The organism is Pseudomonas sp. LAP_36 (assembly GCF_019456785.1).
Classification (GTDB): domain Bacteria; phylum Pseudomonadota; class Gammaproteobacteria; order Pseudomonadales; family Pseudomonadaceae; genus Aquipseudomonas; species Aquipseudomonas tritici.
In genome coordinates this window covers 717,662-738,816 of record NZ_JAHZMS010000003.1, presented here as the reverse complement: position 1 = coordinate 738,816, position 21,155 = coordinate 717,662, and the positions used below count along the sequence as shown (strand labels likewise).

At 60.3% G+C, this 21,155-nt stretch carries 21 protein-coding genes; 4 read left to right on the top strand and 17 right to left on the bottom strand.

The genetic code is table 11. The features are described from left to right. Positions 1–38: 38 nt before the first annotated feature. The 5 genes from JBO08_RS14485 to JBO08_RS14465 are packed head-to-tail and all read right to left on the bottom strand — an operon-like array spanning position 39 to position 3,962. Positions 39–674, bottom strand: coding sequence for an SCO family protein (locus tag JBO08_RS14485; protein ID WP_049710752.1), 636 nt, complete (start codon positions 672–674; stop codon positions 39–41). Continuing rightward, positions 671–1,570 carry a heme o synthase gene (gene cyoE, locus JBO08_RS14480; protein WP_065875628.1) on the bottom strand — a complete coding sequence of 300 codons (900 nt, stop codon included), beginning with the start codon at positions 1,568–1,570 and terminating at the stop codon, positions 671–673. Before cyoE ends, JBO08_RS14485 begins: the two co-directional genes overlap by 4 nt. Next, the gene (locus JBO08_RS14475; RefSeq protein ID WP_065946099.1) at positions 1,558–2,637 is read right to left on the bottom strand and encodes a heme A synthase; all 1,080 of its coding nucleotides are present in this window, start codon (positions 2,635–2,637) and stop codon (positions 1,558–1,560) included. Before JBO08_RS14475 ends, cyoE begins: the two co-directional genes overlap by 13 nt. Before the next feature lie 10 nt (positions 2,638–2,647). Further along, the gene (locus JBO08_RS14470) at positions 2,648–3,232 is read right to left on the bottom strand and encodes a hypothetical protein (protein ID WP_065946116.1); all 585 of its coding nucleotides are present in this window, start codon (positions 3,230–3,232) and stop codon (positions 2,648–2,650) included. Further along, entirely contained in the window at positions 3,198–3,962 is a 765-nt protein-coding gene (locus JBO08_RS14465) for an SURF1 family protein (protein ID WP_065880365.1), read from the bottom strand. The genes JBO08_RS14470 and JBO08_RS14465 overlap by 35 nt, the downstream gene beginning before the upstream one ends. A 28-nt stretch (positions 3,963–3,990) precedes the next feature. On the opposite strand from JBO08_RS14465, the gene JBO08_RS14460 reads away from it, so the two are divergent. Then, positions 3,991–4,194 (top strand): twin transmembrane helix small protein, encoded by a 204-nt coding sequence (locus JBO08_RS14460; RefSeq protein WP_016978774.1) that lies wholly within the window; start codon positions 3,991–3,993, stop codon positions 4,192–4,194. Positions 4,195–4,200: 6 nt separating this feature from the next. On the opposite strand, the gene JBO08_RS14455 is transcribed toward JBO08_RS14460, so the two are convergent. The 4 genes from JBO08_RS14455 to coxB are packed head-to-tail and all read right to left on the bottom strand — an operon-like array spanning position 4,201 to position 8,506. Continuing rightward, on the bottom strand, positions 4,201–5,088 hold the full coding sequence (locus JBO08_RS14455; protein WP_065875625.1) for a cytochrome c oxidase subunit 3: 888 nt from the start codon (positions 5,086–5,088) through the stop codon (positions 4,201–4,203). 35 nt (positions 5,089–5,123) lie between these two features. Further along, positions 5,124–5,675 carry a cytochrome c oxidase assembly protein gene (locus tag JBO08_RS14450; protein ID WP_065875624.1) on the bottom strand — a complete coding sequence of 184 codons (552 nt, stop codon included), beginning with the start codon at positions 5,673–5,675 and terminating at the stop codon, positions 5,124–5,126. A gap of 58 nt (positions 5,676–5,733) precedes the next feature. Continuing rightward, positions 5,734–7,320 carry a cytochrome c oxidase subunit I gene (ctaD, locus tag JBO08_RS14445; protein ID WP_065875623.1) on the bottom strand — a complete coding sequence of 529 codons (1,587 nt, stop codon included), beginning with the start codon at positions 7,318–7,320 and terminating at the stop codon, positions 5,734–5,736. 58 nt (positions 7,321–7,378) lie between these two features. Then, positions 7,379–8,506 (bottom strand): cytochrome c oxidase subunit II, encoded by a 1,128-nt coding sequence (coxB, locus tag JBO08_RS14440; protein ID WP_065880363.1) that lies wholly within the window; start codon positions 8,504–8,506, stop codon positions 7,379–7,381. Between the two features lie 368 nt (positions 8,507–8,874). On the opposite strand from coxB, the gene JBO08_RS14435 reads away from it, so the two are divergent. After that, positions 8,875–9,522 (top strand): hypothetical protein, encoded by a 648-nt coding sequence (locus JBO08_RS14435; RefSeq protein ID WP_065875621.1) that lies wholly within the window; start codon positions 8,875–8,877, stop codon positions 9,520–9,522. Positions 9,523–9,650: 128 nt separating this feature from the next. Here JBO08_RS14435 and JBO08_RS14430 read toward each other — a convergent pair whose 3' ends face one another. The 8 genes from JBO08_RS14430 to prlC form a co-directional block, all read right to left on the bottom strand. Continuing rightward, a complete protein-coding gene (locus tag JBO08_RS14430) occupies positions 9,651–11,198 on the bottom strand; it encodes a SulP family inorganic anion transporter (protein ID WP_065891267.1) in 1,548 nt (515 codons plus the stop codon). 85 nt (positions 11,199–11,283) lie between these two features. After that, positions 11,284–12,015 (bottom strand): carbonic anhydrase, encoded by a 732-nt coding sequence (locus JBO08_RS14425; protein WP_065875619.1) that lies wholly within the window; start codon positions 12,013–12,015, stop codon positions 11,284–11,286. A 228-nt stretch (positions 12,016–12,243) separates the two neighbouring features. Further along, positions 12,244–13,302: a PA0069 family radical SAM protein gene (locus JBO08_RS14420; protein ID WP_065875618.1), complete on the bottom strand. Its 1,059-nt coding sequence runs from the start codon at positions 13,300–13,302 to the stop codon at positions 12,244–12,246. Positions 13,303–13,372: 70 nt separating this feature from the next. Next, complete coding sequence (locus tag JBO08_RS14415; RefSeq protein ID WP_220074639.1) at positions 13,373–14,671, bottom strand: cytochrome c; 1,299 nt, start codon at positions 14,669–14,671, stop codon at positions 13,373–13,375. A 12-nt stretch (positions 14,672–14,683) separates the two neighbouring features. Beyond that, positions 14,684–16,468, bottom strand: coding sequence for a GMC family oxidoreductase (locus JBO08_RS14410; protein WP_065875616.1), 1,785 nt, complete (start codon positions 16,466–16,468; stop codon positions 14,684–14,686). Positions 16,469–16,470: 2 nt separating this feature from the next. Beyond that, entirely contained in the window at positions 16,471–17,223 is a 753-nt protein-coding gene (locus JBO08_RS14405) for a gluconate 2-dehydrogenase subunit 3 family protein (protein ID WP_065875615.1), read from the bottom strand. A gap of 271 nt (positions 17,224–17,494) precedes the next feature. Continuing rightward, positions 17,495–17,770 carry a YheV family putative zinc ribbon protein gene (locus JBO08_RS14400; protein ID WP_049710768.1) on the bottom strand — a complete coding sequence of 92 codons (276 nt, stop codon included), beginning with the start codon at positions 17,768–17,770 and terminating at the stop codon, positions 17,495–17,497. Continuing rightward, the gene (gene prlC / locus JBO08_RS14395; protein WP_065880358.1) at positions 17,767–19,818 is read right to left on the bottom strand and encodes an oligopeptidase A; all 2,052 of its coding nucleotides are present in this window, start codon (positions 19,816–19,818) and stop codon (positions 17,767–17,769) included. Before prlC ends, JBO08_RS14400 begins: the two co-directional genes overlap by 4 nt. A gap of 101 nt (positions 19,819–19,919) precedes the next feature. Between prlC and JBO08_RS14390 the strand changes: the two genes are divergently transcribed. Both JBO08_RS14390 and JBO08_RS14385 read left to right on the top strand, forming a co-directional pair. Then, positions 19,920–20,462 (top strand): gamma carbonic anhydrase family protein, encoded by a 543-nt coding sequence (locus tag JBO08_RS14390; RefSeq protein WP_065880357.1) that lies wholly within the window; start codon positions 19,920–19,922, stop codon positions 20,460–20,462. Continuing rightward, positions 20,459–21,118, top strand: coding sequence for an HAD family hydrolase (locus JBO08_RS14385; protein WP_065875612.1), 660 nt, complete (start codon positions 20,459–20,461; stop codon positions 21,116–21,118). Before JBO08_RS14390 ends, JBO08_RS14385 begins: the two co-directional genes overlap by 4 nt. Positions 21,119–21,155 lie beyond the last annotated feature (37 nt).

Sequence of the window (21,155 nt, the reverse complement as noted above, 5' to 3'; positions counted from 1 at the left end):
ACATTTGTTTTGTGGTGTAGGCTGAATTGGCGTCCGGCTTATTTACGCTGTAGCAACACCGGCAGTTGCACCACCAGCTTCTGATTGTTCAACGGCGCCCGGATAAACCCACGCTGCGTCCCATCCGGCCCGATCAGCGCCAGGTTGCCGCTGTGGTCGACGGTGTAGTTCGGCTTGCTGGTATCCGCCGGAATGAACGGAATGCTCACCGCATTCGAAACCTTCTGCACATCCTCCACGTTCGCGCCGGTCAGGCCCTGGAACTGCGGGTCGAAGTAGCCCAGGTACTGCTTGAGCTGAGTCGGCGTGTCGCGGTGCGGGTCGACGCTGACCAGGATCACCTGCAACTTATCCACAACGTCCTTGGGCAGCTCGCTCTTGATCTGGCGCAGTTGGGCGAGGGTCGTCGGGCAGATGTCCGGGCAAAAGGTGTAGCCGAAGAACAGCAGACTCCACTTGCCTTTCAACTCATTGACCAGCACTGGCTGGCCGTCCTGATTAGTCATGGTCACCGGCGGTAGCTGACGGCTTTGCGGCAGCAGGATGATGCCGGCGTCGATCAAGGCAGTAGGGTCGCCCTGGCCTTTGCCCGAGAGCACTTTGTTGACGGTCAGGCCCATGATCAATGCCACCAGGGCCACCAGGATGAAGACAGTTTTTTGAGTTCGAGTCATAGGTTCAACAGTAAGTAGTGGTCTACGAGCAGGGCGATAAACAGCAGCAACAAGTACCAGATAGAATACTTGAAGGTGTTGATCGCCGCGTGCGGCCGAGCGCCACGGTACAACACCCAGGCCCATTGCAGAAAGCGCCCGCCCAATACCAGCGCGCACGCAAGGTACAACAGGCCACTCATATGAATCACATACGGCATCAGGCTCACCGCCAGCAAGGCGAAGGTGTAGAGCAGGATATGCACCTTGGTGTAGTGCTCGCCATGGGTGACCGGCAGCATCGGGATATCGGCCTTGGCGTATTCCTCCTTGCGGTGGATGGCCAGGGCCCAGAAGTGCGGCGGGGTCCAGGCGAAGATGATCAGCACCAGCAGCAGGGGTTCGGCACTGACATGGCCGGTGACGGCGACCCAGCCCAATAATGGCGGCGCGGCACCGGCGAGGCCGCCGATGACGATATTTTGCGGCGTCGCACGCTTCAGGAAACCGGTGTAGATCACTGCGTACCCCAGCAGCGAAGCCAGGGTCAGCCATGCTGCCAATGGGTTGGTGAACGCCAGCAACAGCGCCAATCCCGCAACAGCCAGAAACAATGCAAAGGCCAACGCAGCCAACGGCGACACACGCCCCTGCGCCAACGGCCGCTTATGAGTGCGCGCCATCACCGCATCAATCCGCCGGTCCACCACGTGGTTCACCACCGCCGCGCCACCGGCACACAGTGCAATGCCCAGGTTGCCAAACACCAGCACTGTCCACGGCACACCCGCGCGCGTTGCGAGAAACATCCCCACCAGCGAGGTGATGAGCATCAACACCACCACTTTCGGCTTGGTCAGCTCCAGGTAGTCACGCCAGATCGCCTGGCCGTGACGCGCGCCGATCAAGGTCGCCATGGCATCTCTCCTTTAAGGGTGATGAGGCCCGATACGTGTTTGCGCGGGCTGAAACGCCAGCCGAACGGCCGTTGATTACGCACCCGAACCAGGCTGGTGCGAGCGTGGTAATTGACCAGCACCAGACTCAGCAACAACGCAACGCCCCCAGCGTTATGGCCTACAGCCACTGCCAGCGGCAGCCCGAACGCCACATTGCTCAGGCCCAGGCAGATTTGCGCAGCCAGGGCGATCAGCAGCAAGCCCGCCAACCGCGTCATGCCCACGGCGCGCAGTTGCCAGGCCAGGCCGAGCAGTACCAGGCTGACGATGACAGCACCGATGCGGTGGGTCAGGTGAATGGCCGTGCGCGCTTCGCTGTCCAGCTGCCCGCCCAGGTAATTGGGGCCGATGTGCTGGGTAAGATGAAAGCCGTTGGCAAAATCCGCCGCCGGCCACCATTCGCCATGGCACGTTGGCAAATCAACGCAGGCCACCGCCGCGTAGTTGGAGCTGACCCAGCCGCCCAGCGCAATCTGCCCGATCACCAGCACCAAGCTTGCCGTCGCCCAATACTGCAGGCGCTTGGGCACGATCAACGCAGGCAGCACGCCCGACAAGCGCAGGGTCAACAGAAACAACAGGCTCAGGGTCGCAAAGCCGCCGAGCAAATGCCCCGTCACCACCTGCGGCCACAGCTTCAACGTGACCGTCCACATGCCAAACGCCGCCTGTGCAAACACTACCGCCAATAGAAACAGCGGCAATTTCACCGGCTGACCGGGATCACGCCGATGCCTCCACGAGCGCGCCGCCAGCAGCAAGATCAGCAGGCCCAACGTACCTGCGAAGTAGCGGTGAATCATTTCGCTCCAGCCCTTGTCCGCCTCAACCGGTGTATCGGGGAAATGCAGTTCGGCATGGGCCAGCTGAGTTTCGCTCTGCGGCACGCTGATAAAACCGTAGCAGCCAGGCCAGTCCGGGCACCCCAGTCCAGCATGGGTCAGGCGGGTATAAGCCCCCAGCAGCACGACGATCAGCGCCAGCAAGGTGGCAAACAACGCGAGGCGAAATCCAGGTTTGGCCATGACGATGCCCTTATCCGATATTCGACAGTTTCAGCAGATGGCGCAGATCGTTGAGCAAGTCCTTGCCCTTGACCTTAGCGTCGTAGCGCAGCACCAGGTTGCCGTGGGGATCGACGATCCACAGCTGTGCATCGCCCGGCGCGCCGGCGTCCTTGGTGAAGGTCGCCAGGTCCAGCGGGTAACGCTGCAGTTGCGGGTATTCAGCCTTGAGCTTGGCCTCGTAGTCGGTGGTGACCGGCTGCGTACTGGCCAAGGCGTGGCTAGCACGGGAGGCGTCGCGGCCGAGACCGATCTGCAATTGGCGCGCGAGGTACACCAGTTGCTGGCAATCCGCGGCACAGGCAGTTGGCGCGGTGACCAGCAGTTGCCAACGCTGCTCATCGGCTTGCACGCCAATATCGGCGCGGGTCTGGCCGTTGCCGATCATCTCGCCATGGTAGCTGCGGCTTTCCGGCACCCAGAACTGCAATTTGTACATGAAGGTCGCCAGCGCCATCGGGCCGATCACCATCATCAGGATCAGCAACAGCTGCCAACGGCCTTTGCGCCGATCAGGCACGTCAGACATGTTGAGTGGATTCATGGCCGCTCCCATGGGGCTTCTCCTTTTTGTTGTGCCATCCGAGGTAGAGGTAAAGCGCCAGCAGGGCCAGCGACATGGCGAACCACTGCACGGCATACGCCAGGTGTTTTTCCGGCCCCATGGCCACGATGGGCCAGGTGGTTTCGTAGGTGCCGGGGCCTGCTTCGGCCCGTAGCTCGTAGGCGAAACCGCTGCGCCCCAGTTCAGCCCACAGCGCGGCCGGATGCAGGGCGGTCAGCAAGCGCGGCCATTGCGCGCTCGCCGGGTCTGCATGCAGTTGGAAGGTTTCGCCGGGGGCGACGTACACCCAGGCATCCAGGTTCAAGGGCTGCTCAGGGGTGGCAAAGACGGGCGGCGTGCGCCGATCCGGCCAAGGCAGCCAGCCGCGATTGAGCAAGAGCCACAGGCCGCTGGCCTGGTCGTGGAAGGGTTGCAGCAGCTCTACGCCGGCCTTGCCGTCACGCAGGCGGTTATCGAGAAACACACTGTGTTCGGCGTCGAATTGCCCGCGCAGGCGCACACGACGAAAAGCCGGGTCAGCCAGCTCGTTGAGCTGTGCACTGCTGATCGGATCAGCCGCGCGCCGCTCGGCATAATTGTCCACCATCAGCTGTTTTTCATGGCCGCGGGACAATTGCCAGAACCCCAGGCCCACCATCAACGGCAGCAGCACCAACACCACCAGCGTCGGCGCAATCCCGGGGCGAAAGCTTTTCATGGCGCTGGCTATACTTGTTTTCATTGCCCGCCCATCCAATTGGAGCCAGACCATGCTCAAAGCCGCTATTGCCCTGATGCTGATCGCGACTGTCGTGAGCCTGTTCAGTGGCTTGTTCTTTCTGGTCAAGGACGAGGGCAACTCCAACCGCCTCGTCACCGCCTTGACCGTGCGCGTGGTACTGGCCGTGATCACCGTGGCGCTGATCGCCTGGGGCTTTTTCAGCGGCCAGCTGGTTTCTCATGCGCCGTGGTAAGGCGCCTCACAGCACATAGACGAAGAAAAACAGCCCGATCCACACCACGTCCACAAAGTGCCAATACCAACTCGCTGCTTCGAAGCCGAACTGGTGCTCGGCGTTGAAATGCCCCTTCAGGATGCGCATCAGCATCACGAACAGAATGATGGTGCCGATGGTGACGTGCGCCCCATGAAAGCCGGTGAGCATGAAGAAGGTCGCGCCGTACACGCCCGAGCCGAGCGTGAGCCCCAACTCTTTATAAGCGTGGATATATTCCTCGGCCTGGAACCCAAGAAATGCCAGGCCCAGCAGCACGGTGATCGCCAGCCAAATCTTCAGCGCGCCGCGATGGCCTTTGCGCAGGGCATGGTGGGCGATAGTAATGGTCACGCTGGAACTCACCAGCAAGATGGTATTGACCAGCGGCAGGCCCCACGGACTGATGGTCCCCTCCGGCGCGGGATACAGTTTCGGATCAGGGTTGTTAAGCAACGGCCAGGCAAACTCGAAGTTTGGCCACAGCATATGCGCAATGCCTTTTGAGCCTTCGCCAGCCAACCACGGCGCCGACATGTGCCGCACATAAAACAGCGCACCAAAGAACGCGATAAAGAACATCACTTCGGAAAAGATGAACCAGGTCATGCCCCAGCGGAACGAGCGGTCCATCTGCGAACTGTACAAACCGGCGCGGCTTTCCTTGATCACCGCGCCGAACCAGCCAAACATCATGTAGGCCAGCAGCAAGCCACCCACGAAAAAGATCCACGGGCCGTGGGATTCCGGGCGCGCCGCCTTCAAGTCGTTGAACCACAGACCCAGGCCATACACGGTGATCAACAAGCCAAACGTGGCAATTATCGGCCATTTGCTTTGCGCCGGTACGTAGTACGTATCATGAGTCGACATGTATTCGCTCTCCTGATTGAGCGGGCAAACAGTAGCTAGCCACCGGTATGGACAGCCACGGGCGGTTGGCGCGCGGTGATATCAAACAGCGTGTACGCCAGGGTCAGATGCTTCACATCCTTGGGCATGTCGCGGTCGACAATAAAACGCACCGGCATCTCAATGCGCTGGCCTGGCTGCAGCACTTGCTGGGTGAAGCAAAAGCACTCGGTCTTGTGGAAATACATCGCCGCTTCGGCCGGGGAAATGCTCGGCACGGCTTGGGCCGTCATCGGTTTGTCGGTGGGGTTGTAGGCCACGAACAGCATCTCGGTCACCGCGCCCGGGTTGACCACCACTTCGTCAGCCTTGGCATAAAAATCCCACACCATATCGATGGCATTGGTGGACAGGAACTGCACGCGCACCTGGCGTGAGGGGTCCACCACCTGCGAGCCCTCGTACTGCCCGGCGGTCTTACCGTTAATGCCGAACGCCTTGCACATCACGTCATAGATCGGCACCAGGGCAAAGCCGAAGGCGAACATCGCCACCACCAGGATCAGCAGGCGGGTGACGAGGCGTTTGAGCGGAACGGACTCAGCCATCACACCACCCCCGCTTTTGACTTTCTGTGGGAGCTGGGAGTAGTAGCCACCAATGTGCTCACTTGACCTCCGGCGGCGTAGTGAAGGTGTGATACGGCGCGGGCGAAGGAATGCTCCATTCCAGGCCCTCGGCGCCATCCCACGGTTTAGCCGGCGCCGGTGTACCGCCACGGATGCACTTGATCACGATAAACAGGAAGAAAATCTGCGTGGCCCCGAACATGAATGCGCCAATCGACGAAACCATGTTGAAGTCAGCGAACTGCAGGTTGTAGTCCGGCACCCGGCGCGGCATCCCGGCCAGCCCGACGAAGTGCATCGGGAAAAACGCTAGGTTCATGCCCACGAAGGACAGCCAGAAGTGCAGCTTGCCCAGGGTTTCGTCGTACATGTGGCCGGTCCATTTCGGCAGCCAGTAGTAGGCCGAGGCGAAGATGCCGAAAATCGCGCCGGGCACCAGCACGTAATGGAAGTGCGCCACCACGAAGTAGGTGTCGTGGTACTGGAAGTCCGCCGGGGCAATCGCGAGCATCAAGCCGGAGAACCCGCCGATGGTGAACAGAATCACGAAGGCCACCGCAAACAGCATCGGCGTCTCGAACGTCAGCGAGCCTTGCCACATGGTGCTGACCCAGTTGAACACCTTCACCCCGGTGGGCACGGCGATCAGCAGGGTGGCGTACATGAAGAACAGCTCGCCCACCAACGGAATACCGACCACGAACATGTGGTGCGCCCAGACGATGAACGACAGGAACGCAATGCTCGCCGTGGCGTAGACCATTGAGGTGTAGCCGAACAACGGCTTGCGCGAGAAGGTCGGGATGATCGAACTGACGGCGCCAAAGGCCGGCAGGATCATGATGTACACCTCGGGATGGCCGAAAAACCAGAACACATGCTGGAACAGCACGGGGTCACCGCCACCGGCCGCACTGAAGAAGCTGGTGCCGAAGTGGATATCCATCAGCATCATGGTCACGCAGCCGGCCAACACCGGCATGACTGCGATCAACAGGAACGCGGTGATCAGCCAGGTCCAGACGAACAGCGGCATTTTCATCAACGTCATGCCGGGGGCACGCAGATTGAGGATGGTCGCGACCACGTTGATCGCGCCCATGATCGAACTGATGCCCATGAGGTGGATGGCGAAGATAAAGAACGTCACGCTTTCCGGTGCATAGGTGGTGGAGAGCGGCGCGTAGAAGGTCCAGCCGAAATTCGGCCCACCTCCGGGGGCGAACAGGGTCGATACCAGCAGCAGGAACGCCGCCGGCAGCAGCCAGAAGCTGAAGTTGTTCATGCGCGGCAGGGCCATGTCGGGCGCGCCGATCATCAGCGGAATCATCCAATTGGCCAGGCCGACAAACGCCGGCATGACCGCGCCGAACACCATGATCAGCCCGTGCATGGTGGTCATCTGGTTGAAAAACGCCGGCTCGACGATCTGCAAGCCGGGCTGGAACAATTCGGCACGAATCACCATGGCGAACGAACCGCCGAGCAGGAACATGGTGAAGGCGAACCACAGGTACAGGGTGCCAATATCTTTGTGGTTGGTGGTCAGCACCCAGCGCATCAAACCCTTGGCGGGGCCGTGGGCATGGTCAGCGTGACCATGGTCATCGATCACAGCGCTCATGGCCGTTCTCCTGAGAGCAAGTGGGCAGGGCGGGTCGAGGTAAACGCCATGAAAGAGGTCATTTGCTTTCCGCCTGCTTGATGGCCAGCACGTCTTTAGGCGTGACCATGTCGCCTTTGTTGTTGCCCCACGCGTTGCGCTCGTAGGTCACCACGGCGGCGATATCCACTTCCGAGAGCTGCTTGCCGAAGGCGGCCATCGCGGTGCCGGGCTTGCCGTGATAGACGATGCTCAGGTGGCCTTCTTTCGGGCCGGTGGCGATCTTCGAGCCCTTGAGTGCAGGGAACATCGGCGGCAGGCCCTGGCCTTCAGCCTGGTGACACGCCACGCAGGTGGTGTGGTAGACCTTGTCGCCACGCGCCACCAGCTCTTCCAGGGTCCACTCCTTGGAGGTCAGCTCCTTGAGCTTGGCGGCCTCTGCCTTGCGCTCGCCGAGCCAGGTTTCGTAATCGGCCTTGGACTTGACCTCGACCACGATGGGCATGAAGCCGTGGTCCTTGCCGCACAGTTCGGCGCACTGGCCACGGTAGATGCCGGGCTTCTCGACACGCGTCCAGGCCTCGTTGACGAAGCCGGGGATGGCGTCACGCTTGACCGCAAAAGCCGGCACCCACCACGAGTGGATCACGTCGGCGGCCGTCACAAGGAAGCGCACTTTGGCCCCCACTGGCAACACCAGCGGCTGGTCGACTTCCAGCAGGTAGTGTTCGCCCTTGGTCGCCTGGTTGTGGATCTGTTCGGCGGGCGTGGCCAGGTTGCTGAAGAACTCCACGTCCTGGCCCAGGTATTTGTAATGCCATTTCCACTGGTAACCGGTGACCTGGATATCGATATCCGATTCACTGCTGTCGTAGATATTGATCAGGGTCTTGGTCGCAGGAATGGCCATCGCGATCAGGATCAGCAAGGGCACTACGGTCCAGAGGATCTCCACGGTGGTGCTCTCGTGGAACTTCGCCGCGACCTGGCCCGTGGACCGGCGATGAACGATCATCGACCAGAACATCGCGCCAAACACGATGATGCCGATCACCACACAAATCCAGAAAATGGTCATGTGCAGGTCGAACACAGCGTGACTGACTTCTGTCGCCCCTGGCGCCATATTCGTTGTCCAGGCGGCATGTGCCTGGCCGAATACTGACCACAACAGGAGGCCCATCCAAACATGTGGATGTCGCATCATTGCGGGTTCCCCTTATCGTTCTTGTTATCCCGCCGGTTTGCACCTGCGTCGAAGGGAGCGGCTTCCATACTGCTTACAACCGCTTAGCCTTGCCTGCTTATGCAGTCTGGCGTCATCAGCTAATCGCGTACAAATCCGAGTATAGACAGGCTCTGCAACCCCGCAATGTGTAGGGGTAAATGAGCTGAAATGAGGCATTTGGGCCTAATGAAACAGGCTGCGGAATCGTTTATGCGCTGCGCTATCGCGATTCGATATAACGCCTGCGCATAACCATGAAATAATTATGACAAATGCGTCTGAGGCGCTCGTATAAACGAGCTACCTTATCCTCTCCCTTTTCCTACGCCTGCATCACTGGAGCCTTCATGAACACCGCCGCATTGCGCGAGCAGATTTCCCGTGCCCACCAACACGAAACCAGCACGGGCCAGCTTGCCCAGCAACTGGAAAAACAATTGCCGCACCTGCATTCGGCCATTTCCCTGGCTGACGGTGATCGCAACATTGTCATGAGCCGCTTTGTCACCGCCTACATCGACCTCGTCCCGGATTTGCTGGACGCTGCCAACGACGTGGCCCGCGAGGCCGGTATCGAAAGCCAGATCAAACCGGTGCTGAAGATCGCCGAGCATTTCTTCCTGCAGCCGCCTGCGATCCTGGCGGGCCACGAGGGGCTCGACGGCCTGCTGGATGAGGCTTACCTGGCCCATCGCCTGGTGGAAGAAGTCAACGATCTGTATATCAAGCATTTCGGTCAGCCGTTGATTCCGGCGGATACCACTGTGGCTAACGTGATTGCCCACCAACTGATTGGCGAAACATTCGCTAATCAACTGGATGAGGCGGTGCATCACGCAGTGGATGAAATGCTCAACGAAGAGAGCTTTGCGCTGGAGTCGGTGGAGGCTTACCGAGAAACGCTCAAGAGCCCGAACACCGAGGCCGCGTGGAAGCGCTGGCCGTGCCTGTCGCGGCAGTTGGGGGTTGAGTTGGCGTTGGATCAGCCGGCCTAGATCTTAGATCCAATGCAAAACCCATGTGGGAGCGGGCTTGCTCGCGAATGCTATGGTTCAGTCAACACTTCCGGTGACTGACACTCCGCCTTCGCGAGCAAGCCCGCACACATTTTGATCCGGTTTCGTCAGCTTACAGATGGCGCCGAACCTATCCCCGTTGTCATTCGCACCCGCCCTTCCAACCGGCGCTTCAACCCACGCGCCTCGATCACCAGTGTCGAACCCTTCGCCGCATTGGCACGCCCCCATTCCTCCAGTAACTCCAGGCAAGAATGGTCAATGTAATTCAGGTTGTTCAGCGGTACGTGCAAGGTCGTCCCAGCGGGCACTGTTGCCAGCACTTGAGTCAACGCCGGCACTTTCAGGAAGGTCGCCGCCCCCGTCAGGCGCAGCTCCATCTCATCGACCTGGGGCAAGTCGATCAGGCTGACCTTAAGCCGTGAGGCCTTGAACGCCAGTTTGACCAACGTCAACCCAAAGCCCACCAGCACGCCGGTCAGCAGGTCGGTAAAGATGATCGCCAGCGCCGTGGCCGCATAGGTAAACATCGGCATCCGCCCATAGCGCCCCAGCGCCTTGAACGCCTTGATGTCCACCAGCTTGATCCCGGTATACACCAGCACACCCGCCAGGCTCGCCACTGGAATGCTTTGCAGCACGCTCGACAGCAGCAATACGAAACCCAACAGCCACACACCGTGGAACATCGCCGACAAGCGCGTCGTGGCACCGGCCTGTACGTTGGCCGAACTGCGTACGATCACACCGGTCATCGGCAGGGCACCGACCAGGCCACACAGCATGTTGCCTACACCTTGCGCAGACAATTCCCTGTCAAAATCAGAACGCTGACCGCTGTGCATGCGGTCGACCGCCGCAGCGGAGAGCAGGGTTTCGGCACTCGCGATAAACGCCACGGCGAACGCGGCGATCAACAGTTGCGGATCAGCGAGGTTCAGCAAGTCGCTGGGACGCAGCCAGTCGATGGCATCGGCGAGATTTTCCGGCACCTCCACACGCTTGACCTGCAACGCCAGCACCAAACTGACAACGGTGGTCAGGCCCACGCCCAACAAGGCGCCCGGCACAAAGCGCAGCCGTTGCGGGCGTAATTTGTCCCAGGTGTACATCACCAGCATTGTCGATAAACCGAGCAATCCCGCCTGCCAGCCAAGGCCGCCGCCCAGGGTCGGGATCGCTTCAGCCAACGCCGCAGGGAAGCCTGCCAGGTTATCCAGCCCCGAAGGTTTGGGCGCGCCGTCGAGCATCACGTGGATCTGCGACAGCACGATCAGCACGCCAATCCCTGCCAGCATGCCATACACCACCGCCGGCGCCGTGACACGGAACCAGCAGCCCAGACGCAAACGCCCGGCGACCAGTTGCAGAAAGCCCGCCAGCAACAGGATCGGCCCGAGCATCATCATCCCGTGCTGGCGCACCAGCTCGAAGACCAGCACAGCCAAACCTGCGGCGGGCCCACTGACTTGCAGCGGCGACCCTGCCAGCCAACCCACGACCAAACCACCGATGATCCCCGTGATAAGCCCTTTGGCCGGCGGCATGCCGGACGCAATAGCAATGCCCATGCACAGGGGCAGGGCAACCAGAAAAACAACCACCGAGGCGAGCAGCTCTCGTGGCAATACAGCTTTCAATTGAGCAGCACGCATGATGACTCTCCCGAGGCATTGGCCGGGCGCGGTAAAACCTGGCTGCATCCATGGCAGCCACCGCTTTACCCGACAGGGAAGTGTTTTAGAAGCGCGCTTTAGGCGTCGCGGAAGGAATCGGCCCATCGCCGCCCAACGGCAGGAACGTCGATTGATCCGCATCGTAGGCGCGGATTTCGCTGGTCTCGATGTTGTAGATCCAACCATGGATGAACAATTGACCATTAGCCATGCGCGAAGCCACGGAAGGGTGGGTGCGCAAATGTTGCAGCTGGGCGATGACGTTTTCTTCAGTCAGCACCTTCATGCTCTCGCCTTCGTTGGCGCAGTCGCAGTTGTCCTCGACCATGGATTTGGCGACCTCGGCATGTCGCAACCAGGCCCTTACGGTCGGCATCTTCTCCAGGCTGGCGGGGTTGAGCACCGCACGCATGGCGCCACAATCCGAGTGCCCGCAGACAATGATGTGCTGCACGCCCAAGGCCAGTACGGCGTACTCAATAGCGGTGGAAACGCCACCGTTCATCTGCCCGTACGGCGGCACTACGTTGCCGACGTTACGCGTCACGAACAGGTCGCCAGGGGAGCTTTGTGTGATCAGCTCGGGCACGATGCGCGAGTCAGCGCAGGTAATGAACATCGCCCGTGGGCTCTGGGCCGTGGCGAGTTTCTTGAAGAGTTCTTCCTGTTGGGGGAAGACGTCGTGATGGAAATGCAAAAAGCCGTCAACGATATGCTTTAGCGCTGCATCGGCGGTTTCCGCCACCTGAGGGGCTGAAGCCGACGCAGCCAACGGCTGTTTATCCTTGTCACTCATGATTCATCCTCTTGATTAATGCAGGGGAGTTTTCAGGTCAGTTCGACGCCAGGCCATTGGAAAAGTTGTAAACCGCCCAACGGTCAGAGTGCCGACTCATCAGTCACTCGCTGAACAAGGTAACCGTCGAAACTTAACTCAAACTGAATGAACCGCTCTAGAACGCGGCTTTCAGTGATGTCAAAAGGCGATTATTCCTACAAGGCGGATGCCGCCTTACACGTCAGTCTACAACAATGCCATCTGCCTGCCCGGTGGGCAGAAGGCTGTGCAATCAAGATTGAACCCTTCCCGACGGTCGAGCCCCAGCCGCTTGATCGCCTTGTTGAACCGCTGGGCCAGCAGATCGGCAAATGGCCCTTCGCCGCGCATGCGTACACCAAAGCGGCTGTCATACACCTCGCCGCCGCGCACTTGGCGCACCAGGCTCATCACATGGGCCGCACGTTGCGGGTAATGCGCCGCCAGCCACTCTTCAAACAACGGCGCCACCTCAAGCGGCAGGCGCAGCATCATGTACGCCGCGCTCTGTGCGCCCGCCGCGTGGGCTTCGGTGAGCAGGCTTTCCAATTCGCTGTCGTTGATCATCGGGATCATTGGCGAGCACAGCACCCCCACCGGGATCCCGGCCTCGCGCATCACCCGAATCGCCCGCAACCGCGCCTTGGGCGCCGCCGTGCGTGGCTCCAGGATCCGCTTGAGCTCATCGTCCAGGCTGGTGAGGCTGATCATCACGGCCACCAAACGCTGCCGGGCCAGCTCGGTGAGCAGGTCGAGATCGCGCAGAATCAGTGACCCCTTGGTGATGATGGTCACCGGGTGCCGATAGCGCAGCAGCACTTCAAGGGTTTGCCGCGTGATTCGGTACTCGCGCTCGATAGGTTGGTAAGGGTCGGTATTGGAACCGAGATTGATCGGCGCACACACGTAGCCGGGCTTCGACAGTTGCTGCTCCAGCACATCCGCGGCGTTGGTCTTGGCGATGAGCCTGGTTTCGAAATCCAGCCCCGGCGACATGTCCCAATAGGCATGGCTGGGCCGCGCATAGCAGTAGATACACCCATGCTCGCAGCCACGATAAGGGTTGATCGAACGATCAAACGGCAAGTCCGGCGAGTTGTTGCGGGTGATGATGGTCTTGGCCGTTTCGATACGCACTTCGGTGCCCTGGGTCGGCGGCACTTCCTGATACCAGCCGTCGTCCTCGACCACGCTGACGGTGGGCGCAAAGCGGTTGTGCAGGTTGGTGGCCGTGCCCCGACCACGGGGCGGCAGCGGAGTAGACATGAAAACGCCTCGGCACTGTTTTTATATACAGTATCGAGGCGCAAGGTTTCTGACCAGTGCCGTTTGGCGGTCAGTGCTTTTGAGTGACCTGTCCCAGGTCGTCACCCGAGGTGGTGCGCATATCGTTCTTGCGCAGGTCCGCCACTTCGCTGGCTTTCACCGGCGCGCCTTGGTTGCCCCAGCTGCCACGAATGAAACTGACCACATCCGCCACTTCCTGGTCCGACAGGCGCCAGGCAAATGCTGGCATGGTGAAGGTCGACGGCGCCGCGTGCGTAGCCGGCAACGTGCCGCCGTTCAACACGATGTTGATCAACGACGTGGCATCCGCCGTCTGTAATACCGGGTTGCCCGCCAGCGCCGGGAACACCCGCGTGTAGCCATGGCCGTCAGTACGGTGGCAGGCCGCACAGTTGTCGATGTACACCGACGCACCTCGCTTGCTGTCATCACCTTTCCACAGGGCATCAGCCACCTGCTTGTCGTACTGGTGCGGCTGGTCCTTGGGGTCTACCGCCGGCAGGCTCTTGAGGTAACGGGCGATAGCCGTCAGGTCATTTTCCGACATGTACTGCATGCTGTGGACCACAACATCGCTCATGCCACCAAACACCGCACTGCGATCACTGCGGCCGGTCTTGAGGAATTGCACCAGCTGCTCCTCGCTCCAACTGCCGAGGCCGTCCTTGTGGTCGCCGCGCAGGCTCTTGGCGATCCAGCCCTCCAACGGCGCACTGCCAGACAGGAACGCGTTGCCATCAGTGGCACTCAGGGCTTTTTCCTGCATGGTCAAAGCCCGTGGCGTATGGCACGCGCCACAGTGGCCAAGGCCTTCCACCAAATAAGCACCACGGCTGATCACCGGGTCAGCATTGGCGGGCGCCTGGTAGTCCGCCACCTCGGGCGCAAACATCCAGCGCCACGCCGCCAACGGCCAGCGCATGCTCAGTGGCCAGGGAATATCGCTGTCCTTGTTCTCCTGGGCGACCGGTTCAACACCCTTCATGAAATACGCATACAACGCCTGCATATCGCTTTGGCTGACACGTGCGTAAGACGGGTAGGGCATCGCCGGGTAAAGCGTACTACCGCTCTTGGCGACGCCATGGCGCACGGCCTTGTCGAAGTCTTCAAAGCTGTAGTCGCCCAGGCCGGTCTTGTCCGGCGTGATGTTGGTGGAATAGATCACGCCGATGGGGGTTTCCATCGGCAGGCCGCCGGCGAACGGTTTACCGCCCTTGGCGGTGTGGCAGGCCACGCAGTCACCGGCGCGGGCCAGGTATTCGCCCTGCTTGACCAGATCGGTCTCAGCCGCGCTTACCGAGCAGCTGCTGAATAGGGCAAACGTCGCGATAACAATTGCTTTCATGGTCATCGCTCCTTATGCCTGAACCAGTGGGCCGGGGTTTTTCAGGTACTGCTCGCGGATCGCCCGGGCCGACCAATAGGTCAGCGCCGCCACCAGGCCGGTAGGGTTGTAGCCCAAGCCTTGTGGGAAAGCGGACGCGCCTGGCACAAACACGTTGTGTACATCCCAGCACTGCAGGTAACGGTTCAAGGCACTGGTTTTCGGGTCGGTGCCCATGATTGCGCCGCCGTTGAGGTGGGTGGTCTGGTACGACGCGGTGTTGAAGTGCTCACCGACCTTTTTGCCCAGCACGGCAATCGCCTTGGGGTTCATCGCTTCGGCGACTTTGCCCATTTTCTCGACCATGAAGCGGTTCATCTTGATGTCGTTTTCTTGCCAATCGAACGTCATCCGCAGCAGCGGCAAGCCGTAGGCATCCCGATAAACCGGGTCCAGATCCAGGTAGTTGCCCCGGTAGGATTGATGGGCGCCGTGGGCATCCATCGACACTTGGTGGGTGTAGTAATCGGCGGTCGCGCGCTTCCACGCGCTGCCCCAGGCCGGGGTTCCCGGCGGGTTGGACGTACCGGCAATCGGTCGGCTACCGGCCTGGTTGACCCACATCGGCGAGCCGCCCACAAAGCCGTGAGGCCCGTGGTCGAAGTTGTCGGCGTTGAAGTCATCAATGGCCACGCCATTGCCGCCCGCACCGATGAAGTTGTTGGTGTGGGTGTCCTTGTCGAAGAACGCCTTGATGGTCGCCATGTTCTGGTAGGCGAAATTCCTGCCCACCACACCTTCATTGGTGATCGGGTCGTAAGGCTTGCCGATTCCGGACAGCAGCATCAAACGCACGTTGTGGAACTGGAATGCGCCGAGGATCACCAGGTCTGCCGGCTGCTCGCATTCCCGGCCCTGGGCGTCGATGTACGTCACACCGGTGGCCTTGCGCTTGGTGCTGTCGAGGTTGACCTTGAGCACGTGGGAATTAGGCCGCAGTTCGAAATTCGGTACCTGGCGCAAAGCTGGCAGGATGTTCACGTTCGGCGAGGCTTTGGAGTACATGTAGCAAACATAGCCACTGCAGAAACCACAGAAGTTGCACGGGCCCATCTGCGCACCATAGGGGTTGGTGTACGGCCCCGAGGTATTGGCCGACGGCAGGTTGTAGGGTTTGTAACCCACATCGCTAGCCGCTTTCTGAAACAGTTGTGCGGAGACGGTGTTTTTCTGTGATTCCAACGGGAACGGATTGGAACGGTCAGGCGCATAGGGGTTGCCGCCACGGCCTTCACCGACGAGTTGGCCTTTCACCGTCCAGGCCTGGCCGGAGGTGCCGAAGACTTTTTCCGCGTAGTCGAAAAACGGCTCCAGCTCTTCATAGCTCACGCCGAAGTCCTGGATCGTCATGTCCTTGGGGATGAAGTTTTTGCCATAGCGCTCCTCGTAATGGGTGCGGATGCGCAACTCGATCGGGTCGACGCGAAAATGCACGCCCGACCAGTGCAGGCCCGCACCGCCGACGCCGTTGCCCGGCAAGAACGCACCCAACTGACGGTTAGGCAGCGCCACATCATTCACGCTATGGCGAATGGTCACCGTCTCTTTGGAAATGTCCTGGAAGAGTTTTTTACGCACGCTGTAGGTCAATTCGTCGATGACCTGCGGATAGTTGCCGTCCGGGTAAGTGTCCTGCATAGGCCCGCGTTCCAGCGCGACCACGTTGAGGCCCGCTTCCGTCAGCTCCTTGGCCATGATCGCGCCGGTCCAGCCGAAGCCGACGATCACTGCATCTACTTTCTTCATGATGGTCGCCACGTTTATGCCCTCTCACCGCGGATAGAAACTGCCGGGAAGGGGTATTGCTCGTTGCGTTCAACCCAGTCCATGAAGTCGGCGCGAGCGCCGGGGAAACCAATCATGGTCCAGCCGACCATGCCTTTGTTACCGCCGTGGATCGGGTCGCAGAAGAAGCCTTCCTTGGTATTTTGCAGCAGCAAGTTGAAGAACATCTTCGGCGGCACCGTCTCGAAATGCGCAGCAACTTCGCTACCGCCAGCCTCGAGGCGGCGCAGCATATCGTCTCGGGTAGCGCTGTCTTGCGCAGCAAAAGCTTTACCGTTGAACGCCTTCGACCATGCATCCGTCGCGGCAATGCCCAGACGATAGATCTCTTTGGGTACCAATTTGCTCTGCCAGCCCATCTCGGGCGGTGCGTCAGCGTTGAAGGGGCCTTGCATGAACCACAGGGCACCACTGGCGTAAGGCGTATTCATCTGGCGGTCGATGTATTCCGGTGCACCCGCTTCCAGGGCACCTGGGCCTTGGGCATCGGCGGGAATCAGGCGCTCGACGGCGGCATTGATAAACGCCCATTCCTCGGCGGTGAAATACGTAGGCTCATAGGCGTTGTCGCTGGCCGCAGGCTTCGCGGGCGCGGCCTGCGCTGGCTCTGGCGTAGCCATCAGCATCGAGCCGCCGAGGCCGGTGCTGGCAACCGTGACCACCGGGATCAAGGTCAAGGATTTGCGCAAAAAGTCACGCCGGGGGTTGTCTTGATCTTGATCAGACATGGTGGCACCTCATCATTTGGTCACGGGTTATCAGCTTCTAGTGAGCTTTTTGGCAATCAATAGTTACAAATGATAGCAGGCTAAGGATAAGGGGAATCGATTCAGCGACCTAAGTCGAATAAATGCAGGCAAAAAAGTGGGAGCAGCTTGTGTGGGAGCTGATTTGCCTGCGATGCAAACACCTTAGTCGTCCTATCAGACCGAGGTGATGCTATCGCAGGCAAGCCAGCGCCCACACAAGCTGCTCCCACATTAGATCAGCGTATGACGCCTACTCTTTTTTCAGCTTCGGGTTGGGGAAAAACTGTACGGCTTGAATTTTAGGATCAGCCGGCGCTTTCAACGCTGAGGTGTTGACCCGCGTACCCAATTCCTTGGGCACCGACAGACCCTGGTCATTCAGTGTGTCGGTATAACCGCAGGCCACGCACTCGCGATGCGGCACGTTGTCCTCGGTCCACATTTTCAACTTGTCCGGCTCGCTGCACGCCGGGCAGACCGCCCCGGCGATGAATTGCTTTTTGGTAATCACAGGCCCTTCGCTCATGCTGCCGCGTCCTCACTCAGGCCGCTGTGGCGCAAGAGTGCGTCAATCGACGGCGCACGTCCGCGGAAGTCGACGAACAGCACCATCGGCGCCTGGGAACCGCCACGAGCCAGGATCGCCTCGCGGAAAGCACGGCCGGTTTCGGCATTGAGTACGCCGTCTTCTTCAAACTTGGAGAAGGCATCCGCCGAGAGCACTTCAGCCCATTTGTAGCTGTAGTAACCCGCCGCATAACCCCCGGCGAAGATATGCGCAAAGCTGTTGGGGAAGCGGTTGTAGGCCGGCGGACGCATCACCGAGACTTCATCGCGCACGCCTTCCAGCACTTGCGCCACGCTGCGGCCATCCCCGTGGGTGGCATGCAGTTCGAAGTCGAACAGCGAGAATTCCAGCTGGCGCACCATCATCAGGCCGGACTGGAAGTTCTTCGCCGCGAGCATTTTTTCCAGCAGGTCCTGGGGCAGCGGCTCGCCGGTTTCGTAATGGCCAGAGATCAGCGCCAGGCCTTCCGGCTCCCAGCACCAGTTCTCCATGAACTGGCTCGGCAACTCCACCGCATCCCAGGCCACGCCGTTGATGCCGGACACACCGGCATGCTCGACGCGGGTCAGCAAGTGATGCAGGCCGTGGCCGAATTCGTGGAACAGCGTGGTGACTTCATCATGGGTCAGCAGGGCAGGCTTGCCGCTGTCGGCCGGGGTGAAGTTGCACACCAGGTTGGCCACCGGGCTTTGCAGTACACCGTCTACGGTGCGGCGACGGTCGCGCGCGCCGTCCATCCAGGCACCGCCACGCTTGTTGGCGCGGGCGTACAGGTCGAAGAAGAAGCGGCCGACGTGCTGGCCGTTTTCCTTGATTTCAAACAGGCGGACATCCGGGTGCCAGGTGTCGAAGCCTTTTTGCTCGGCGATCTCGATGCCGTACAGACGCTGGACGATCGCGAACAGGCCGCCGAGCACCTTGTCGATGGGGAAGTAGGCGCGCAGGGCTTCCTGGGACACGCTGTAACGCTGCTCACGCAGCTTCTCGCCGTAGAAACCGCTGTCCCAGCTTTGCAGGTCGGTGCAGCCTTGTTCGGCGGCGTAAGCCTTGAGCTGTTGCAGGTCTTGGGCGGCAAACGGTTTGCTGCGCTTGGCCAGGTCACGCAGGAAGCTGAGCACCTGGTCGCTGGACTCGGCCATTTTGGTGGCCAGGCTCAACTCCGAGAAGGACGCGTAGCCCAGCAATTGGGCAAGCTCCTGACGCAAGTCGAGGATCTGTTCCATCACCGGGCCGTTATCGTTCTGACCGGCATTCGGGCCTTGGTCCGACGCGCGGGTGCAGTACGCCGCGTAGACTTCTTCACGCAGCGCGCGATCCTGGGCGTAGGTCATTACCGCGTAGTAGCTGGGGAATTCGAGGGTGATCAACCAACCGTCGAGGCCCTTGGCCTGGGCAGCGGCAGCCATTTGCGCCTTGGCCGAGTCGGTCAGGCCGGCGAGCGTGGCTTCCTCGGTAACGTGCTTGGTCCAGGCCTGGGTAGCATCGAGCAACTGGTTGGAGAACTTGCTGCCCAGCTCGGACAGCTTGCTTTGCACTTCGGCGTAGCGCTTTTGCTGTTCCGGCGGCAAATCGATGCCCGACAGGCGGAAATCACGCAGGGCGTGTTCCAGGATGGTTTTTTGCGCCACGTCGAAACCGGCGGCTTCCGGGCTATTGGCGAGGGCTTCAAAAGCCTGGAACAGCGCGCGGTTCTGGCCCATCTCGGTGGAATAGGCGCTCAACGCGGGCAGGCAGCCTTCATAGGCTTCGCGCAGTTCAGCGCTGTTGCACACGGCGTTGAGGTGGCTGACCGGGCTCCAGGCGGCGCCCAGGCGGTCGTTCAATTCATCCATCGCCAGGACCAGGCCGGCCCACGTCGGATTTTTCCCCTGGCTTTGCAGGATGCCTTCGATGGCAACACGGTTATCGGCAAGGATCTGTTCGATGGCCGGCTGGACGTGCTCGGCACGGATCGCCGAGAACGGCGGCAGGTCGTAGGACTGCAGAAGAGGGTTGTTCGCGCTCACGGTTGGCACCTTGGCTGAAGAAACTGATAAGACAAAGATGGGGCCATCTTAATTACAATCAACACCCACCGCAGCTATCAGCAGAAGAGAGAGAGGCTATCGTGACCCTTCGCACCTATCAGAACCACACGCCAACCCTGGGCGCCGGGGCTTTTGTCGATGTTTCGGCGGTGGTGATCGGCGATGTCGAAATCGGCGCCGACAGCTCGGTTTGGCCGCTGACCGTGATTCGTGGCGACATGCACCGCATCCGTATCGGTGCGCGCACCAGCGTGCAGGATGGCTGCGTATTGCACATTACTCACGCCGGGCCGTTCAACCCGGACGGTTTCCCGCTGTTGATCGGCGACGATGTGACCATCGCCCACAAAGTCATGCTGCACGGCTGCACCGTGGGCAACCGCATCCTGATCGGCATGGGCAGCATCGTGATGGACGGCGCGGTGGTGGAAGATGACGTGATCATCGGCGCCGGCAGCCTGGTGCCACCGGGCAAGAAGCTCGAAAGCGGTTTTTTGTATGTTGGCAGCCCGGTTAAACAAGTCCGCGCATTGACTGACAAGGAGCGCGCCTTTTTCACCTACAGCGCCGCCAACTACGTGAAGCTCAAAGACCTGCACCTGGCTGAAGGATTCGACCGATGAGCCTGCCCTACCAAACCGTCCTGTTTGACCTGGACGGCACCCTCACCGACCCACGCGAGGGCATCACCCGTTCGATCCAGTACGCCCTCGGCAAGCTGGGTATCGACGAGCCGGACCTGACAAAGCTGGAACACTTTATCGGCCCGCCGTTGCTGCAAGCCTTTATGCAGTTCTACGACTTTGATGAAGCCAAGGCCTGGGAGGCGGTGAATTTCTATCGCGAGCGTTTCAAAGTCACCGGATTGTACGAAAACCGCGTGTTTGACGGCGTGATGCCACTGTTGGAGGACTTGAATAGCCAGGGCCGCCAACTGTATGTGGCGACGTCCAAGCCTTGGGTGTTTGCCCGCGAGATCGCCCGGCACTTCGATTTTGCCAGGCATTTTAAAGTGATCTACGGCAGCGAGCTGGACGGCACGCGCACCAATAAGGTCGAGTTAATCGCCCACCTGATCAGTGAGGAAGGCCTGGACCCGGCCACCACCTTGATGATTGGTGATCGCAAGCATGACCTGGTCGGCGCGCGCAGCAACGGGCTGGATTCGGCGGCGGTGGGGTATGGGTTTGGCAGTTTCGAGGAGTTGAATGCCGAGGCGCCGACTTGGCATTTTGAGACATTGGCCGAGATGCATCAGGCGTTTATGCCGCGCAGCTGAAATAGCCTTCGCGAGCAAGCCCGCTCCCACATTCGAC

Excerpts from the sequence above, each read along its gene's own strand:
- JBO08_RS14485 (WP_049710752.1), bottom strand. The coding sequence starts at position 674 with ATGACTCGAACTCAAAAAACTGTCTTCATCCTGGTGGCCCTGGTGGCA.
- cyoE (WP_065875628.1), bottom strand. The coding sequence starts at position 1,570 with ATGGCGACCTTGATCGGCGCGCGTCACGGCCAGGCGATCTGGCGTGAC.
- JBO08_RS14475 (WP_065946099.1), bottom strand. The coding sequence starts at position 2,637 with ATGGCCAAACCTGGATTTCGCCTCGCGTTGTTTGCCACCTTGCTGGCG.
- JBO08_RS14470 (WP_065946116.1), bottom strand. The coding sequence starts at position 3,232 with ATGGGAGCGGCCATGAATCCACTCAACATGTCTGACGTGCCTGATCGG.
- JBO08_RS14465 (WP_065880365.1), bottom strand. The coding sequence starts at position 3,962 with ATGAAAACAAGTATAGCCAGCGCCATGAAAAGCTTTCGCCCCGGGATT.
- JBO08_RS14460 (WP_016978774.1), top strand. The coding sequence starts at position 3,991 with ATGCTCAAAGCCGCTATTGCCCTGATGCTGATCGCGACTGTCGTGAGC.
- JBO08_RS14455 (WP_065875625.1), bottom strand. The coding sequence starts at position 5,088 with ATGTCGACTCATGATACGTACTACGTACCGGCGCAAAGCAAATGGCCG.
- JBO08_RS14450 (WP_065875624.1), bottom strand. The coding sequence starts at position 5,675 with ATGGCTGAGTCCGTTCCGCTCAAACGCCTCGTCACCCGCCTGCTGATC.
- ctaD (WP_065875623.1), bottom strand. The coding sequence starts at position 7,320 with ATGAGCGCTGTGATCGATGACCATGGTCACGCTGACCATGCCCACGGC.
- coxB (WP_065880363.1), bottom strand. The coding sequence starts at position 8,506 with ATGATGCGACATCCACATGTTTGGATGGGCCTCCTGTTGTGGTCAGTA.
- JBO08_RS14435 (WP_065875621.1), top strand. The coding sequence starts at position 8,875 with ATGAACACCGCCGCATTGCGCGAGCAGATTTCCCGTGCCCACCAACAC.
- JBO08_RS14430 (WP_065891267.1), bottom strand. The coding sequence starts at position 11,198 with ATGCGTGCTGCTCAATTGAAAGCTGTATTGCCACGAGAGCTGCTCGCC.
- JBO08_RS14425 (WP_065875619.1), bottom strand. The coding sequence starts at position 12,015 with ATGAGTGACAAGGATAAACAGCCGTTGGCTGCGTCGGCTTCAGCCCCT.
- JBO08_RS14420 (WP_065875618.1), bottom strand. The coding sequence starts at position 13,302 with ATGTCTACTCCGCTGCCGCCCCGTGGTCGGGGCACGGCCACCAACCTG.
- JBO08_RS14415 (WP_220074639.1), bottom strand. The coding sequence starts at position 14,671 with ATGAAAGCAATTGTTATCGCGACGTTTGCCCTATTCAGCAGCTGCTCG.
- JBO08_RS14405 (WP_065875615.1), bottom strand. The coding sequence starts at position 17,223 with ATGTCTGATCAAGATCAAGACAACCCCCGGCGTGACTTTTTGCGCAAA.
- JBO08_RS14400 (WP_049710768.1), bottom strand. The coding sequence starts at position 17,770 with ATGAGCGAAGGGCCTGTGATTACCAAAAAGCAATTCATCGCCGGGGCG.
- JBO08_RS14385 (WP_065875612.1), top strand. The coding sequence starts at position 20,459 with ATGAGCCTGCCCTACCAAACCGTCCTGTTTGACCTGGACGGCACCCTC.